The sequence below is a fragment of the Flavobacterium flavipallidum genome (genome assembly GCF_038289905.1).
Lineage (GTDB): Bacteria > Bacteroidota > Bacteroidia > Flavobacteriales > Flavobacteriaceae > Flavobacterium > Flavobacterium flavipallidum.
Genome location: NZ_JBBYHU010000038.1, coordinates 1 through 15,868, shown reverse-complemented (window position 1 = coordinate 15,868; position 15,868 = coordinate 1). Strand labels below are relative to the sequence as shown.

Here is a 15,868-nt window from a genome sequence, read left to right as displayed (position 1 = left end):
TTTAACTGCAACAAATAGTAAAGTTTTAGCAAGCATTTTGTCCTTTTTTATGTATTTTTGCAGGAAATAAAGTTTAATTTCATCAAAAACTGAAATTACGCTTTAAAGCTTAATGATACATTCAAAAAAATAAACACATTATTATGAGTACAACTCAAGCCAACAAAATTGAAATAATAAAAGCACCTAATACTAAAATTAACGAAGTAGATTTTGAAAATATAAATTTTGGTTCTGTTTTTACTGATCATTTATTTGAATGTGATTTTAAAAATGGAGAATGGCAAAACCCTACAATTAAACCTTATGCTCCGTTTTTGATGGATCCGTCTTCAAGAATTTTCCATTACGGACAAACAATTTTTGAAGGAATGAAAGCCTACAAAGATGACAATAATGACATTTGGCTTTTTAGACCTGATGAAAACATCAAACGTTTTAACACTTCGGCTGTAAGAATGGCTATGCCTGAAGTTCCTGAAGATTTGTTTAGCGAAGGATTAAATCAATTATTAAAATTAGATGAAGCTTGGATTAAAAAAGGTTTAGGAAACTCACTTTACATTCGTCCATTTATGATTGCGACTGGTTTTGGTGTTGTTGCTAATCCTTCTGACGAATATAAATTTATGATTATCTTATCTCCTGCTAAAGCTTATTATTCAGGAGAAGTTAAAGTACTAATTGCTGAACATTACAGTAGAGCTGCAAATGGTGGTATTGGTGCTGCAAAAACCGGTGGTAACTACGCAGGTCAATTCTACCCGACTACTTTAGCAAATAAAGAAGGTTTCCAACAAGTGATTTGGACTGATGATGCTACACATACAAAACTGGAAGAAGCAGGAACAATGAATGTGTTTTTTAGAATCAACGATACTTTAATAACTGCTCCTACAAGCGAAAGAATTCTTGACGGAGTTACTCGAAAAAGCCTTATCGACATGGCAAAAAGAGAAGGAATTAACATTGAAGTACGTTCTATCCTTGTTGATGAATTAATTGAAGGAATCAAAAATGGCAGCCTTAAAGAAATTTTCGGAGCTGGTACTGCTGCAGTGGTAAGCCCTATCAAAGGTTTCTCCTATAAAAATGAATACTTCGAATTGCCTCAAATCGAAAATTCAATTGCTTTACAATTGAAAGAAAAATTAACTAATATCCAACATAAATTAGCTGAAGACCCATTTGGTTGGACGGTAAAAATCTAATTTATCATAAAAATTTAAAAAGGGCGTTTTTCAATATTTGAAAACGCCCTTTTTAATTTAATACTTTATAAGTCTCCAAAAATTTTAGCAAAATCAGGTTTAAAATAATTAGGCCCTTTCATTACCTTACCATCTTCGCGATAAATAGGTCTTCCATCTTCACCTAGTTTACTCATATTACTCCTTTGAATTTCATCAAAAACAGCCTCTATTTTATCCTGTAAACCATGTTCAATAATAGTCCCACACAAAATATACATCATATCGCCCAAAGCATCAGCAATTTCTATTAAATCATTATTTTTAACTGCCTCCAGATACTCTTCGTTTTCTTCTTTCATCAAATGGTATCGAAGTATTTTTTTACTCTCTCCTAAATCAGCGATAGGAGTTTCACTATGTCCTATCCCAAATGCCGTATGGAATTCTTTAACAGAATTAATTTGCTTTTGCATAATTATTATTGATTAAATGAAATGCAAATTAGCAACTAATCCTAAACATTTGTCTATTTTTGCAATAAATTTTTTCAAATTATGTTTAGCCAAGGCCAATTAGTTTTTGCAGTTTGTTTTCTTATCACTTTTATCATTGTTATGATTTTCTCATACCGAAAAGACATAGCCACTCATAAGATTTTTTATAAAGGAAACTACAAAATTCTTATTGGGTTCTTAGTATTCATTGGATTACTATTTGTAATAAAAATTATCCTGAAACATTAAAAGATAATCAGCGATTAACAAACCGCCTTTCAACTACCACGAATACAAATATTTATAAACTTTTAAATTCTTTATTCGTGATTTTGTAAAACAAAGAAAGTTCATGTTTTTTTAAGTTTTCACAATAGTTTATCCGTAATTAAGCAATTCAACGACTTATTTTATAATTTTTAAGCTCATAGGCTTGCATATTGATAAAATTTCTAACTTTACAACAGAAATCAATCAATTTACTATGAGAATTATAAAATATATCTTTCTTCTATTATTGCTTAGTCTAGTTGCATCTTCCATATTCATAGCAACCCAAAAAGGAAATTTTTCTGTAGAAAGAAGTAAGATTATTAATTCTCCCAAATCTTCAGTTTACAACTACGTTAATGATTACAGAAACTGGAGTGACTTTAGTTCGTGGATCACTGAAGATTCTGAAATAAAACTAAATTACGCTCAAAATACAATTGGCAAAGGAGCTTCATTTTCTTGGGAAGGTAAAGATGGTAATGGCGAAACGCATACAATTGCTGTAAAAGAAAACGACAGTATTAGCCAAACAATGGATTTTGAAGGAACTTCTTCAAAAATAACTTGGCATTTTAAAGATACAATTGGAGGAACAAAAGTAACCTGGATTACTAAAGGGAAAATGAGTTTTTTCTTCAAAATTTACACGGCGCTAAACGGTGGTGTCGATAAAGTGATTGGTACAATTTACGAAAAAAGTTTAGTAAACCTAGATAAAGCCTTGGATTATGAAATCAATACTTTCAGTACTAAAGAAAACGGAATAGTTCAAAAACCACTAATAAACTATATAGGTCAAACTTTTACGAGTGAAATTGCTAAAGTGAATAAAAACTTTAAAATCGTTATTCCTAAACTGAATACATTTTGCAAAAAAAACAATATTACTATTAACGGAAAACCTTTTATCATTTACCACACCTATGATACTCCAAAAGGACTTACTAAAATAACAATTGGAGTTGAAATTCGTGACGCCATATTTTTAAGTTCAGGTAGTGACATGGTTGCTGGAAAATTAGATGCTTTTGAATCAGCTAAAACAACACTGACTGGTGACTATTCGCATCTTAAAACGGCATACAATAAAACTGTAAACTATCTAAACCAAAACAAAATAACTCCAAATCCTATTTTTTCTTTCTTAGAAATTTACACAACTGGTAAAACTGATGTAAAAAACCCTTCTAAATGGACTACCGAAGTGTATATCCCAATTGTTCCAAAAGTAATCCCGCAAGAAAAAATTAGTAATCCTGTTCCAGAAAACACCACTAATACTGAAGAACCTAAAACAGAAGAAACATCTGAATTTTAAAACAATCGATACTTAATTAAACCTTTCAATCCGATTTAAATCTAATCTTCAAAAAAACTTTGCTGGAAGAAAAGGAATTCATAGAACAATTATTAAACCCGAAAACGCAAAACGATGCTTTTCAAAAATTGTTGCGTTCCTATCAAAAACCTTTATACAACCATATCAGAAACATTGTCTTAAACCATGATGATACTGATGACGTATTACAAAATACATTTATCAAAGTTTTTCAAAATCTTAAAAATTTTAAAGGTGAAAGTAAATTGTTTTCATGGATGTATCGAATTGCCACTAATGAGGCCCTAACCTTTTTAAATCAAAAAGCTAAAAAAAGTGGAATTTCATCTGAAACATTACAAAACAACACCATAAACAACCTACAATCAGATGTCTATTTTGATGGAAATGACATTCAAATTGCGCTACACAAAGCCATTGCAACACTTCCGGAAAAACAACAACTGGTTTTTAAGATGAAATATTTTGAGGAATTAAAATATGAGGAAATTTCAGAAATACTGGGAACCTCTGTAGGAGCCTTAAAAGCTTCCTATCACCATGCTGTTAAAAAAATCGAAGCTCTTTTAACGACTAATTAAACCTTTTGCTTGTTTTCGTGTCTAACTGATATTATGAAAGAATTTAAATTAAATAACATCCCTAAAATTCAATCTGGATTTAAAACTCCGGACGAAACTTACTTTGAAAATTTCACTAATAATTTTCTAAACGAATTACCTAAACAAGAGCCAAAAACAATATCATTATTTCAAAAAAAGAAATCAATTATAATGTTGGTAGCTGCAATTTTTATACTTGCTTTAACAATTCCTTCTTTATTGACAAATACTAATAAAAGAAACGAATTAGACACCATTACTTTGGAAAACTATTTAAGTTATCAATCTAACATTAATCAATATGATTTAATAAATGTACTGGATGAAGAAGATATCAAAAACATAGATCAGGACATTCAATTAAAAGACCAAACAATAGAAGATATTTTAATAAGTAACAACAATTTAGAAAACTATATCTTAGAATAATCCCTAAAACAGAAAAGAAGATGAATCTTAGAAAAATTTTACCCTTACTATTACTATTTAGTTGTAGTTTTTATGCTCAGGACAATATAAAAGATAAAAAAGAACAGGTAAAAGCTATGAAAGTTGCTTTTCTAACTGCCGAGTTAAACCTTAGTTCTCAGGAAGCCGAAAAATTTTGGCCACTTTACAATGCTTATGACAACAAACAATTTGAAATAAGACATGAAAAAATGAGAACTTTCAAAGGAAGAATGAGCGATGAAGCATTAAACCGCATAAGTGAAAAAGACGCAGCATTATTACTTAACCAAATGGAAGCTGCTGATGAAGAATTATTTTGGTTAAGAAAAAAATTCTCTAAAAGCTTAAGAACAATTTTACCAGCCGTTAAAATTTTAAAATTAAAAAAATCAGAAGATGATTTCTACCGAAAATTACTCCATCAATATGGAGACCGAGGTAAAAGAAATAATAAATAATAAATAATACAACTCAAGCCATATTGAAAAATATGGCTTTTTTTATTTTAGAAACTCAATACGTACTAATTTATTTCTACCTGCAGCCACAGCTGTATTTGCATCGATAAAACGAATGGTATAAAGTGATGGATCCTTTGCTAATTGTTTCCAGCTAACACCTGCATCATTTGAATAATATATTCCAGTTGCTCCTACACTCACTAATCCTTTTCCTTTACTTTTAGGCACATATTGGATACAAGAAGAAAAACCAAAACCTGCATGTTCAGCTACTAAATTCCACGTTTTACCACCATCTGTTGTCATCGCTTTATTACCAAAATTTTGTGTAGGTATTTCATAATCCCCCCCGGAAATAAAACCCTTTTTAGCATCATAAAAATCGGCTGAAAATATCCCGGTCATCTGCTTGCCCTGCACTATTGGTGTCGCAAAAACACTCCATGTTTTTCCTTTATCGGCCGAATAAAAAACCCTGGACTTAATCCCTCCAGAAACCACCCAAGTATGATTCCCTTTAACAACAATATTGGTATTACTAGCAGCAAAAGCGGCTTCACCATCCACCAATGGCGGTAGCTTATCCGCTTGTATCTTATTCCAGCTCAACCCACCATCTCTGGTAATTATAATAGAAAGAAAACCATCTGTAGGATCCCCTATTGCAATCCCTTCTTTGTCATTCCAAAATTGAAAACTATCATAAAACACTTTTTCATGATTTTCCTGATAAACTAAAGTTGGTTTTAAAGTCGTTTTAGAAACCTTATATAAAAACGCTGGATTAACAATACTCAATAGAAAAATATTTTGCCCGTTTTGAGCCATACTTCTAAATTCCAATTCTGAACTCTCACTAACAATTTTATTTTCAGTTCTCAACTTCGTTTCCAAATCAAAAAATCCAAATCTTGAATTATTAGCAGCATACCAAATCTTATTCTTATCTACTAAAATTGCACGGATGCTAATATTATCATGAAGTAATGTATCAATTTTTAATGATTTAAAATAAATTTGATTTTTTACATTCTGACTTTGGATAAACATTCCAAAAGAGCAAAAAAACACCAATAAAAAATATTTCAACAAGGACTTAATCTCCATAACACTTTTAATTTGAAGCTAATTTACAACTAATTGCAATAGAATTATACTTAGTAAAATTTTATTGGCACAGTAATTGAATTAAACCAATTAAGAATGTAAATATCAATTATCATGAAAAATACAATTATAATTTTAGGTATAGCAGCATCATTTTTCATCAATCCTATTCAGGCTCAAAACAGAACTACAGTAAATGCAATGAGTAATGAAATTAGTGACAACCTTGATTTAAGAGCTGTAGCTTCTATTTTTGGAGATTCCCGAAACTTAGAAGATTTTGAAAGACGTCTAAATGATCCTGAAATTCAAATTTCAAATCTAGACTTGAACAATGATAACGAAGTAGATTATTTACGCGTAATTGAAACCGTAGACCGAAACACTCACCTTGTGATCATACAATCGGTATTAGATCGTGATGTGTATCAGGATGTAGCGTCAATAGACATTGAAAGAAGTAATAACCGTGTTCAGGTACAATTTATAGGTAACGAATATTTGTATGGTCCAAATTATATCTATGAACCAGTATATTATGCCACTCCGCAGATATATGCCTCTTTTTGGATATCTAATTACCGTCCGTATATCTCAAACTGGTATTGGAATTTTTACCCATCTTATTACTATGCATGGAATCCATATCCTGTTTACAGATATAGAAGTAACATCAATTTATGCTTAAATTTTAGTAATCGTTACAATTATGTAAACTATAGACGTAGCTCAATTGCAGTTTCTCTTTATAGCACAAGACGTTCTAATGCCTATGAAAGACGTTATCCAAATTACGCCTTTACAAGAAGATACAGTAACTATTCAAATCGTTATGAATTAGACCAAAGAAGAAACTACAGTAGAAATTATTCTTCTAACAGTGCTGGTGTAGGTCGTCAATATAATTATAACAACAATTCAACAAGAAGAGAACCACAAAGAGATTATTCTTCAAATAGAAATAATAGCTCTCGTGTTTACTCCAATCCTAGATCAAATACTAAAGATTTTAACAATAACAACTCTAACTCATCAAATTCGAGACAATACACGCCTTCAAGAGGTTATTCGCAAAACAACAATAATAATTCGAGAATAAATTCTTCTGAAAAAGCGCCTAGCAGAGACTACAATCAAAACCAAGGACAGCATTCTAGATTTGGATCAAATACTCCTAATCAAAACCAGAGACAATATACTCCAAGACAAGAAAACAGTACTCCTAGAGTAGAAAATAACAGAGGTAATTCTTCCAACAGGGGAAGCTACTCAAGACCCGAATCTGCTGCTCCGCAAAGATCAGAAGCAGGCAGAAGCAGAAGCTTTAATCGAGGTGAAAACAATGGTTCTGAACGTGGTAACACTAGAAGAATTTAACAAAATATAAAGCAATTATTAAAAACACGATCCTTTGGTCGTGTTTTTTCGTTTTTTGAAGATTTCGCTTTTCATTTATATAAAAATCAGTAAATTTGAAGCCTTTACAAAATTATAAATGAGCGCATCACATAAAAATTTACACAGCAAATTAACCCTTGGAGGTTTATTAATTACTTTAGGAATTATATATGGTGATATTGGAACATCTCCTCTGTATGTAATGAAAGCCATTTTAGGAGACCACACTATTAATGCCGAAGTAGTTTTAGGTGGAATTTCGGCTGTATTTTGGACTTTGACGTTACAAACTACACTAAAATATGTAGTTATCACCCTAAATGCAGATAACCATGGTGAAGGGGGTATTTTTGCTCTTTATGCTTTAGTAAAAAAAACAAAAATTAAATGGCTTATAGTTCCGGCTATTATCGGAGGTAGTGCCTTATTAGCTGATGGAATTATTACACCACCCGTTTCTGTTTCTTCGGCTGTAGAAGGAATTCGCACCTATTATCCAGAGATAAACACTGTTCCTATTGTAATTGGAATTTTGTTTATTCTCTTTACCATACAGCAATTTGGTACAAAACTCGTTGGTAAATTTTTCGCACCAATGATGTTTATTTGGTTCAGCATGCTAGGTATATTAGGAATTATACAAATAATTAAACATCCGGATGTTTTCAAGGCTTTTAATCCTTATTATGCTTACCACTTATTAACCATTCACCCTGACGGATTTTTTGTTTTAGGTTTTGTATTCTTATGTACTACTGGTGCCGAAGCTTTGTATTCTGACATGGGACACTGTGGTAGAAAAAACATTAGAATCAGCTGGATTTTTGTCAAAGCAACTTTAGTTTTAAACTATTTTGGACAAGGAGCTTACTTAATTAATAATGAAGGACAAACATTAGAAAGCTTAGGAGGAAATCCATTTTATTTAATCATGGATGATTGGTTCCAACCATTTGGAATTGTTATCGCAACAACCGCAGCTGTAATTGCTTCTCAAGCCTTGATCAGTGGTTCATTTACATTAATAAATGAAGCTATGCGATTAAATTTCTGGCCAAAAGTAAAAATTAATTACCCAACCGAATTACAAGGACAATTATACATTCCTTCAATCAACTGGCTATTATTCATAGGATGCGTGGGAATTGTTCTACATTTTAAAGAGTCTAGTAACATGGAACATGCATATGGATTAGCTATCATTCTATGTATGATCATGACTACTATTTTACTTAATTTTTATTTAATTATGAAAAGAGTAAAATTGTACTTTATGGTTCCATTAATTACGATATATCTTATAATTGAACTTAGCTTCTTAGCAGCAAACATCACTAAATTTACCGATGGAGGTTATGTAACTTTAATAATTGCAATACTTTTAATTACCATAATGTCAATATGGTTCTCTGCTAAGAAAATTACCAAAAACTATACTAAAATTGTAAAAGTACAAGATTATGTAAAAGTGCTTAGCGAGTTAAGTGTAGATTTAAGTATCCCAAAATACGCTACTCACTTAGTTTATATGACTAATGCTGGCAGAGTGGATGAAATTGAAGAAAAAGTAATGTATTCAATTTTGCAAAAAAGACCAAAAAGAGCCGACATTTATTGGTTTGTTCACGTAAATATCTTAACCGAACCCTACAAAACTGAATATCGAGTAACCGAAATTCTTAAGGACGATTTGTACCGAGTAGATTTTAATCTTGGGTTTAGAGAACCTACTAAAATCAACTTAATGTTCAAAGAAGTAATTAAAGACATGGTTAAAAAAGGAGAAGTAGACGTGAGAAGCCGTTATGAATCCTTAAATAAAAACAACATCATCGGTGATTTTAAATTCGTGCTTTCTGAAAAATACTTATCCAATGATAATGATTTAAAATGGCATGAAAACATCATCATGAATTCGTACTTCTTTATCAAGAAAATGAGTTTATCTGAAGAAAGTGCTTTTGGATTAGATAGTAGTTCTGTAAAAATTGAAAAGTTCCCTATGGTAATTCACACACCTGAAAACATGGACTTAACGCGTTTAGCAGCAAGAGAAGTACATTTGTAGAATCTTTTAGACCCTTATAAAAAAACGACTGAAAATAGTTATTATTTTCAGTCGTTTTTTTTATCCTGATTTAAATTTTAAAGCCAAAAATATTTTTATATTTGAAAGAAAAAACACTAAAAATAAAAGTTTGAAAAATTGCTGAAATTCATTTTAAAAACATTTGCATACCTTTTAGGATTCATTTTATGCTACATCTTAGCTGCTTACTTTCTTTCAAAAATAACTATTGATAAAGAACAGCACACAAAGCCCGAAGTAGAGATTTACATTCTGACAAATGGAGTGCATACCGATATTGTAATGCCTACAAAAACCGATCAAATTGATTGGAGTAAACAAATTCAGTATAAAAACACTATTGCAGCCGACTCCACCTACCAATACATAGCAATGGGATGGGGAGATAAAGGTTTTTATCTGGAAACACCCGAATGGTCTGATTTAAAGGCCTCAGTAGCATTTAAAGCGGCATCCGGTTTAAGCACCACCGCCATACACGCTACTTATTATAAAAAGTTGAAATTGGGCGAAGACTGTAAAGCAATGCAAATTAGCAAAGAGCAATACAATCGCTTAATTACTTATATTACAAAAAGCCTTCAAAAGGATGCTTCCGGAAATTTTTTAGCTATAAAAACAAATGCCAATTACGGAAAAACAGATGCGTTTTATGAAGCCACTGGTAGTTACAGCATTTTCAAAACCTGTAATACTTGGGCTAATAACGGTTTAAAAGCCTGCGGACAAAAATGCTGCTTTTGGACAGCCACTGATACAGGAATTTTTTCTAAATACAAATAAACTCAAGACTATATTTGTAAGTTTTATTTTCTATATTTGAGAAAAGATAAAACGAAACAAATTAACAATAATATAACCGATCGAAATGTTAAAAACAAAAAATAAACAATTTTACGTATTAGTGATATTTTTTCTAATTAGTTTTTCTTCTTTTTGCCAAGTAATACAAACTACAGACAAAGAATTTAGTATAGAAATATTAGCTGCCAGAAAACTTAAAAAAATTCAATTATCGACATTGAAAATATTACAATCTGACAAACTTAAAACAGTTTTTATCAAAATAGATATGTCATCCGTTGACAAGAATAAAAAGGAATTTGATGTAAACAAATTTATATTGCTTGATACAGTAAACAAACTTAAAATTCGAGCAATGGATATTTCTTATCAAAATTTTTCAGCATATACTAATTTTGGTATTTTAACTAAAAAAAATCACTCTTTCAACCCAAAACATTCAATTTTAACTTATGACCCTTCTATAACTGACTCTTTTGAGAGTTATAATTTTGAAGACTTCTACTCATTAGAAATACCTATAAACTACGGAAGTAACAAAAAACCAGAACTTCATATTATCTACTATAAACCCAAAAAGTTTAAATCTAAAAAAATTGTATTCTTTTTTCCCTTTCCAAAAGAAGAGAACAACGGTGTTTTATATTACGGAAATCAAAAAATAGCAACACTTAATTTCGAATAAGCATATTTTAGAACAATGATGAACAAAATATTTTTTGAATTTGTAACATTCAACATTAACTTATACTATTCTCAAGATAAAATATTTGATTTTAAGTTAAATTTAGAAAATACTACTTAATCTATTATTCAGATAGCGCCGATTTGCAATCCATACCCGATTCAATTAGCTAGTTTATTGAGTAACTAGCTGAGTTTGCTACGTTCAGAAACCTTCCGCAACAACCCAATAAACCAATCATTAGTTTTACAAAAAGTTACCCTCTAATCATTTTGATATGAGGAATATCATCCTCCAAATACATTTCGCTGGATTGAACAAATCCAAGTAATTCATAGAATTTTTTAAGATATAATTGAGCACTAATGGTAATTTGGGCTACACCAAAGTGATTCTCTATAGCCAAAATGGATTGCAGCATTAAATCCTTTCCCCATTTTTTATTGCGATAATCTGAGGCTACTACAACTCTGCCAATTGAAGCCGAATCATAGGATATTCCAGGTTTAAATAGTCTTGTGTAAGCAACTATCTGGTTTTCAAATTCTCCAAACAAATGCAGTGCCAATGGATCCTTACCGTCAATGTCCAAATACACACAATTTTGTTCCACCACAAAAACCTCCGAACGCAATTTTAAAAGCGCATAAAGTTCGTTTACCGTTAATGCTTCAAAAGTTTTTATATGCCAAACTATTTCCATGTTGTTGCTCATCTTAAGTTATTGTATTAAAAACCAAAAATAACACTTTGCAATTAATAGTAATAGTGAAACGAGTCCTTCTTGCCTGCTACAACTGTAAGCGAGTTGGCAAAATGACCTACGTTCCGAGTTACTGAATGAAATTCTTCCTTCGTCAGGATGACAAGTTTGAGGTTAGAAAAAAGATAAAAAAATAGGCTGCCTTTGTGGGACAGCCATATTTTTATATCATGATTTGAATTATTATTTACTCAAATACATTTTTCTTCTTGAGTACAATTCGTAGAATTGATCGTCTTTCAAGTCATCAATAAACAAGATGCTTTCTCCAGTAGATTTCATTTCAGGTCCTAAAGCTTTGTTTACATTAGGGAACTTACTGAAAGAGAATACCGGTTGTTTGATAGCATATCCGTTTAATTGTGGATTAAAATCAAAATCGGTTACTTTTTTCTCTCCTAACATTACTTTTGTAGCGTAGTTTACATAAGGCTCACCATATGCTTTTGCAATAAAAGGAACCGTACGAGAAGCTCTTGGATTTGCTTCGATAATGTAAACAGTATCGTCTTTGATAGCAAACTGGATATTGATTAAACCTACGGTTTTCAAAGCTACCGCGATTTTCTTAGTATGATCTTTAATTTGTTGCATTACAAATTCACCTAAGTTAAACGGTGGCAATGTAGCATTAGAATCTCCTGAGTGTACTCCACAAGGCTCGATATGCTCCATAATTCCGATGATGTATACATTTCCATCAGCATCACAAATGGCATCAGCCTCAGCCTCGATAGCACCATCTAAATAGTGGTCTAATAATAATTTATTTCCAGGGATAGCTTTCAATAAGTCAATTACGTGCTCTTCTAATTCTTGTTTGTTAATTACAATTTTCATTCCCTGACCTCCTAATACATAAGAAGGACGTACTAATAATGGGAAATCTAATGAATCCGCTAATTTAGAAGCTTCATCAGCGCTTTCTGCAATTCCGAATTTCGGGAAAGGAATTTTCAACTCAGTCAATAAATCAGAGAAACGCCCTCTATCTTCAGCTAAATCTAGTGCATCAAAACTAGTTCCGATGATTTTTACACCGTATTTAGATAATTTCTCAGCTAATTTAAGTGCTGTTTGACCACCTAACTGTACGATTACACCTTCTGGTTTTTCGTGTTGGATAATGTCATAAATATGCTCCCAGAATACTGGCTCGAAATATAATTTATCCGCTGTATCAAAATCCGTAGAAACTGTTTCAGGGTTACAGTTAATCATAATTGTTTCGTATCCACATTCTTTAGAAGCTAAAACTCCGTGAACACAAGAGTAATCAAACTCGATTCCTTGCCCGATACGGTTTGGTCCGGAACCCAATACAATTACTTTCTTTTTATCTGTTACAATACTTTCATTGTCAACGAAACGAGTTCCATCCGCTTTTTCAATTTCAGCCTCAAACGTTGAATAATAGTAAGGTGTTTTCGCTTTAAACTCAGCCGCACAAGTATCTACCAATTTGAATACACGGTTGATTTTCATTTCCATACGTAGCGCATGTACTTCACTTTCCATACATCCCATCATGTGGGCAATTTGTCTGTCGGCAAAACCTTTTTGTTTTGCTTCCAATAAAAATTCTTTTGGTAAAGTAGCTACTGTATATTTAGAAATTTCTTTCTCTAAGATGAACAATTCCTCATATTGTTTCAGGAACCACATATCGATTTTAGTGATTTCGTGAATTCTGCTCAAAGGAATTCCCATGGCAATTGCATCGTAAATTACGAATACACGATCCCAACTTGCATAAGTCAGTTTTTCAATGATTTGCTCGTAATTGGTATATCCTTTTCCGTCAGCTCCTAAACCATTACGTTTAATTTCTAAGGATTGAGTCGCTTTATGTAATGCTTCTTGGAACGAACGTCCAATACCCATAACCTCTCCTACTGACTTCATTTGTAGCCCTAAAGTTCTGTCAGATCCTTCGAATTTATCAAAGTTCCAACGCGGTATTTTAACGATTACATAATCTAAAGTAGGCTCAAATAAAGCTGAAGTTGATTTTGTAATTTGGTTTTGCAATTCATCTAAGTTATACCCTAAAGCTAATTTTGAAGCAATTTTAGCAATTGGATATCCCGTAGCTTTTGATGCCAATGCAGAAGAACGAGATACACGTGGGTTAATTTCGATAGCAACAATATCTTCTTTTTCATCCGGAGATACTGCAAACTGTACGTTACATCCTCCGGCAAAGTTTCCAATACTACGCATCATTAAGATAGCATAATCACGTAATTTTTGGAAAGTAGTATCTGACAATGTCATCGCAGGAGCTACCGTAATCGAATCTCCTGTATGGATTCCCATTGGGTCCATATTTTCGATAGAACAAATAATTACAACATTATCATTTTTATCTCTTAAAAGCTCTAATTCGTATTCTTTCCATCCCATCAAAGCTTTATCGATTAATACTTCGTGAATTGGAGAAGCCTCAAGACCCGCAGTTAACAATCTGTCAAAATCTTCCGGTTTGTATACGATAGAAGCTCCAGTTCCTCCTAGTGTAAACGAAGGACGAATAACTAATGGAAAACCAAATTCCTGAGCAATTTCTTTACCTCTTAAATAAGAAGTACAAATTTCAGCAGGAGCTGTTGGTACATTAATTTTTTTCAAAAGGGCTTTAAACTGATCTCTATCCTCAGTAATGTTGATCGCATTTACATCAACCCCAATCATTTTTACACCAAAATCATCCCAAATTCCTTTTTCCTGAGCTTCCAAACAAAGGTTAAGAGCAGTTTGACCTCCCATTGTAGGCAATACAGCATCAATTTGTGGATGTTCTTTTAAAATTTCAATGATCGATTTAGTCGTTAAAGGCTTCAAGTAGATATGATCCGCCATAGATGGGTCGGTCATAATTGTAGCAGGGTTCGAATTGATAAGAATAACCTCGATTCCTTCTTCACGAATAGAACGAGCTGATTGTGATCCTGCATAATCGAATTCGCAAGCTTGACCAATAACGATAGGACCTGAACCTATAATTAAAACTGATTTGATTGAAGTGTCTTTTGGCATTATGATGTAATTATTGTTTTTTCAAGTTTTTTGTTCACACTCATTATATAAGATTTAAATTTTGTAAACCCTTATAAATCTTAATTTTGAGTTTTAATTCAGAGAAGGTATAAAAAAGGGCGATACTAAAAAAAGTAACGCCCTTATTTATGTTCATACAAACATTATTTTTTGTGTCTAGGCTCGCTAGAAACAGTTAATTTATGTCTTCCTTTAGCTCTTCTACGCGCAAGAACTTTTCTTCCATTTGCAGAAGCCATTCTGTCCATAAATCCGTGTTTATTTCTTCTTTTTCTTTTCGATGGTTGAAACGTTCTCTTGCTCATTGCTTTGTATCTTTAAATCTTATTTATATGTATCTTTTTTGTTCTCTAATAGTGGTTATTTCAAAACCGAGTGCAAATATACGAAGACTTTTTTTTCTGGCAAGAAGTTTTATAAAAATATTTTTAATTCCTTTTACTATCTTTGCAATCACAAATTATATACCCATCATGTTAAACAAGAATATCAAACTTATTATCGCCGGACTTATCGTAATTACAAGCATTTGGCAATTTACTGAAAACAATATTGGAAACGGAATCTTTTTATTATTACTTACCGCAATTCCCGTTTTTCTTTATTACAGAAATGAATATATCTTATTATCTTTTTTAAAATTAAGAAAACAAGACTTTCAAGGCGCTCAAAAATGGCTTTCACACATCAAAAACCCTGAAGCAGCCTTAACCCGAAAACAACAAGGTTACTTTAACTACCTTCACGGAATTATGCTTTCGCAAACAAATATCAATCAATCTGAGAAATATTTCAAGAAAGCCATCGAATTAGGATTATCAATGGATATGGATTTGGCTGTAGCCAAATTAAACTTAGCTGGAATCGCTTTATCAAGAAGAAGAAAAATTGAAGCAACAAATTTAATTGCCGAAGTAAAAAAACTTGACAAACAAGGAATGTTGAAAGACCAAATCAACATGATGAAAGAACAAATGAAAAAAATATAATTTTTCAAAATCATAAAAAAAACCGTCTTCCTTTAAAATAGACTGCACCCAAAAGTTTAGACGAATTTATAATTAAATTTGATAATAATGAGCTCGATATTGTATCGGGCTCATTCCTTTTAGATTAAGTTTTATTCTCTCATTATTATAGTAATCTATAT

At 31.8% G+C, this 15,868-nt stretch carries 17 protein-coding genes; 11 read left to right on the top strand and 6 right to left on the bottom strand.

What is annotated here, in order from left to right:
• Positions 1-143 precede the first annotated feature (143 nt).
• Positions 144-1,211, top strand: a complete 1,068-nt coding sequence (locus AAEO59_RS14515) for a branched-chain amino acid aminotransferase (protein ID WP_341701471.1) — start codon at positions 144-146, stop codon at positions 1,209-1,211.
• A gap of 65 nt (positions 1,212-1,276) precedes the next feature.
• Here AAEO59_RS14515 and AAEO59_RS14510 read toward each other — a convergent pair whose 3' ends face one another.
• A complete protein-coding gene (locus AAEO59_RS14510) occupies positions 1,277-1,666 on the bottom strand; it encodes a nucleoside triphosphate pyrophosphohydrolase family protein (protein WP_341701470.1) in 390 nt (129 codons plus the stop codon).
• Positions 1,667-1,747: 81 nt separating this feature from the next.
• Between AAEO59_RS14510 and AAEO59_RS14505 the strand changes: the two genes are divergently transcribed.
• The 5 genes from AAEO59_RS14505 (at position 1,748) to AAEO59_RS14485 (ending at position 4,809) form a co-directional block, all read left to right on the top strand.
• Entirely contained in the window at positions 1,748-1,936 is a 189-nt protein-coding gene (locus AAEO59_RS14505) for a hypothetical protein (RefSeq protein ID WP_341701469.1), read from the top strand.
• A gap of 235 nt (positions 1,937-2,171) precedes the next feature.
• On the top strand, positions 2,172-3,278 hold the full coding sequence (locus AAEO59_RS14500; RefSeq protein WP_341701468.1) for an SRPBCC family protein: 1,107 nt from the start codon (positions 2,172-2,174) through the stop codon (positions 3,276-3,278).
• Positions 3,279-3,337: 59 nt separating this feature from the next.
• Positions 3,338-3,880: an RNA polymerase sigma factor gene (locus tag AAEO59_RS14495; protein ID WP_341701467.1), complete on the top strand. Its 543-nt coding sequence runs from the start codon at positions 3,338-3,340 to the stop codon at positions 3,878-3,880.
• A gap of 33 nt (positions 3,881-3,913) precedes the next feature.
• Positions 3,914-4,330 (top strand): hypothetical protein, encoded by a 417-nt coding sequence (locus AAEO59_RS14490; protein ID WP_341701466.1) that lies wholly within the window; start codon positions 3,914-3,916, stop codon positions 4,328-4,330.
• Between the two features lie 20 nt (positions 4,331-4,350).
• Positions 4,351-4,809 carry a sensor of ECF-type sigma factor gene (locus tag AAEO59_RS14485; protein WP_341701465.1) on the top strand — a complete coding sequence of 153 codons (459 nt, stop codon included), beginning with the start codon at positions 4,351-4,353 and terminating at the stop codon, positions 4,807-4,809.
• A gap of 42 nt (positions 4,810-4,851) precedes the next feature.
• Here the strand turns inward: AAEO59_RS14485 and AAEO59_RS14480 are convergent, their stop codons facing one another.
• Entirely contained in the window at positions 4,852-5,919 is a 1,068-nt protein-coding gene (locus AAEO59_RS14480) for a sialidase family protein (protein WP_341701464.1), read from the bottom strand.
• 114 nt (positions 5,920-6,033) lie between these two features.
• Between AAEO59_RS14480 and AAEO59_RS14475 the strand changes: the two genes are divergently transcribed.
• The 4 genes from AAEO59_RS14475 (at position 6,034) to AAEO59_RS14460 (ending at position 10,895) form a co-directional block, all read left to right on the top strand.
• Positions 6,034-7,296, top strand: a complete 1,263-nt coding sequence (locus AAEO59_RS14475; RefSeq protein WP_341701463.1) for a hypothetical protein — start codon at positions 6,034-6,036, stop codon at positions 7,294-7,296.
• A 118-nt stretch (positions 7,297-7,414) separates the two neighbouring features.
• Positions 7,415-9,385 (top strand): KUP/HAK/KT family potassium transporter, encoded by a 1,971-nt coding sequence (locus tag AAEO59_RS14470; protein WP_341701462.1) that lies wholly within the window; start codon positions 7,415-7,417, stop codon positions 9,383-9,385.
• A 138-nt stretch (positions 9,386-9,523) separates the two neighbouring features.
• Entirely contained in the window at positions 9,524-10,189 is a 666-nt protein-coding gene (locus tag AAEO59_RS14465; RefSeq protein WP_341701461.1) for a TIGR02117 family protein, read from the top strand.
• Positions 10,190-10,274: 85 nt separating this feature from the next.
• Positions 10,275-10,895: a hypothetical protein gene (locus tag AAEO59_RS14460; RefSeq protein WP_341701460.1), complete on the top strand. Its 621-nt coding sequence runs from the start codon at positions 10,275-10,277 to the stop codon at positions 10,893-10,895.
• 256 nt (positions 10,896-11,151) lie between these two features.
• Here the strand turns inward: AAEO59_RS14460 and AAEO59_RS14455 are convergent, their stop codons facing one another.
• The 3 genes from AAEO59_RS14455 to rpmH all read right to left on the bottom strand — a co-directional run bounded on the left by AAEO59_RS14455 (position 11,152) and on the right by rpmH (position 15,023).
• On the bottom strand, positions 11,152-11,598 hold the full coding sequence (locus tag AAEO59_RS14455; protein WP_341701491.1) for a GNAT family N-acetyltransferase: 447 nt from the start codon (positions 11,596-11,598) through the stop codon (positions 11,152-11,154).
• A gap of 243 nt (positions 11,599-11,841) precedes the next feature.
• The gene (gene carB / locus AAEO59_RS14450; protein WP_341701459.1) at positions 11,842-14,697 is read right to left on the bottom strand and encodes a carbamoyl-phosphate synthase large subunit; all 2,856 of its coding nucleotides are present in this window, start codon (positions 14,695-14,697) and stop codon (positions 11,842-11,844) included.
• A gap of 164 nt (positions 14,698-14,861) precedes the next feature.
• Entirely contained in the window at positions 14,862-15,023 is a 162-nt protein-coding gene (gene rpmH, locus AAEO59_RS14445; protein WP_008464848.1) for a 50S ribosomal protein L34, read from the bottom strand.
• Between the two features lie 168 nt (positions 15,024-15,191).
• Between rpmH and AAEO59_RS14440 the strand changes: the two genes are divergently transcribed.
• On the top strand, positions 15,192-15,707 hold the full coding sequence (locus tag AAEO59_RS14440) for a DUF2892 domain-containing protein (RefSeq protein ID WP_341701458.1): 516 nt from the start codon (positions 15,192-15,194) through the stop codon (positions 15,705-15,707).
• 72 nt (positions 15,708-15,779) lie between these two features.
• On the opposite strand, the gene AAEO59_RS16390 is transcribed toward AAEO59_RS14440, so the two are convergent.
• Positions 15,780-15,866 carry an IS3 family transposase gene (locus AAEO59_RS16390; RefSeq protein WP_407934929.1) on the bottom strand — a complete coding sequence of 29 codons (87 nt, stop codon included), beginning with the start codon at positions 15,864-15,866 and terminating at the stop codon, positions 15,780-15,782.
• Between the last annotated feature and the right edge of the window lie 2 nt (positions 15,867-15,868).

Bases quoted from the DNA above. Each gene is read 5' to 3' on its own strand.
- AAEO59_RS14515 (WP_341701471.1), top strand. From the start codon at position 144: ATGAGTACAACTCAAGCCAACAAAATTGAAATAATAAAAGCACCTAAT.
- AAEO59_RS14510 (WP_341701470.1), bottom strand. From the start codon at position 1,666: ATGCAAAAGCAAATTAATTCTGTTAAAGAATTCCATACGGCATTTGGG.
- AAEO59_RS14505 (WP_341701469.1), top strand. From the start codon at position 1,748: ATGTTTAGCCAAGGCCAATTAGTTTTTGCAGTTTGTTTTCTTATCACT.
- AAEO59_RS14500 (WP_341701468.1), top strand. From the start codon at position 2,172: ATGAGAATTATAAAATATATCTTTCTTCTATTATTGCTTAGTCTAGTT.
- AAEO59_RS14490 (WP_341701466.1), top strand. From the start codon at position 3,914: ATGAAAGAATTTAAATTAAATAACATCCCTAAAATTCAATCTGGATTT.
- AAEO59_RS14485 (WP_341701465.1), top strand. From the start codon at position 4,351: ATGAATCTTAGAAAAATTTTACCCTTACTATTACTATTTAGTTGTAGT.
- AAEO59_RS14480 (WP_341701464.1), bottom strand. From the start codon at position 5,919: ATGGAGATTAAGTCCTTGTTGAAATATTTTTTATTGGTGTTTTTTTGC.
- AAEO59_RS14475 (WP_341701463.1), top strand. From the start codon at position 6,034: ATGAAAAATACAATTATAATTTTAGGTATAGCAGCATCATTTTTCATC.
- AAEO59_RS14470 (WP_341701462.1), top strand. From the start codon at position 7,415: ATGAGCGCATCACATAAAAATTTACACAGCAAATTAACCCTTGGAGGT.
- AAEO59_RS14460 (WP_341701460.1), top strand. From the start codon at position 10,275: ATGTTAAAAACAAAAAATAAACAATTTTACGTATTAGTGATATTTTTT.
- AAEO59_RS14455 (WP_341701491.1), bottom strand. From the start codon at position 11,598: ATGGAAATAGTTTGGCATATAAAAACTTTTGAAGCATTAACGGTAAAC.
- carB (WP_341701459.1), bottom strand. From the start codon at position 14,697: ATGCCAAAAGACACTTCAATCAAATCAGTTTTAATTATAGGTTCAGGT.
- rpmH (WP_008464848.1), bottom strand. From the start codon at position 15,023: ATGAGCAAGAGAACGTTTCAACCATCGAAAAGAAAAAGAAGAAATAAA.
- AAEO59_RS14440 (WP_341701458.1), top strand. From the start codon at position 15,192: ATGTTAAACAAGAATATCAAACTTATTATCGCCGGACTTATCGTAATT.